The following is a 204-nucleotide window of genomic DNA, read 5'->3' on the forward strand; positions in this document are numbered from 1 at the left end:
TCACCCGTTTTAGGATTACGACCAGTACGAGCAGCACGCTCGTTAACTTTGAATGTACCAAAACCTATCAAACTCACTTCCTCACCTTGAGAAAGTACTTCTTCGATACTTTGTGTTATGGCTTCCAATGCTGCTTGCGCTTCTTTTTTGTTGATGTCCGCTTTTTCAGAGATAGCATCGATAAGTTGAGATTTATTCATTGTT

The 204-nt window shown here is 40.2% G+C and carries 1 protein-coding gene; it reads right to left on the minus strand.

The window, feature by feature from the left end; all coding sequences use genetic code 11:
* A partial coding sequence (locus MD535_RS26100; RefSeq protein ID WP_265678160.1) for an HU family DNA-binding protein occupies nucleotides 1–200 on the minus strand: 200 nt, incomplete at its 3' end.
* Between the last annotated feature and the right edge of the window lie 4 nt (nucleotides 201–204).

It is taken from the genome of Vibrio qingdaonensis (assembly GCF_026191675.1).
GTDB classification, from domain to species: Bacteria; Pseudomonadota; Gammaproteobacteria; order Enterobacterales; family Vibrionaceae; genus Vibrio; species Vibrio qingdaonensis.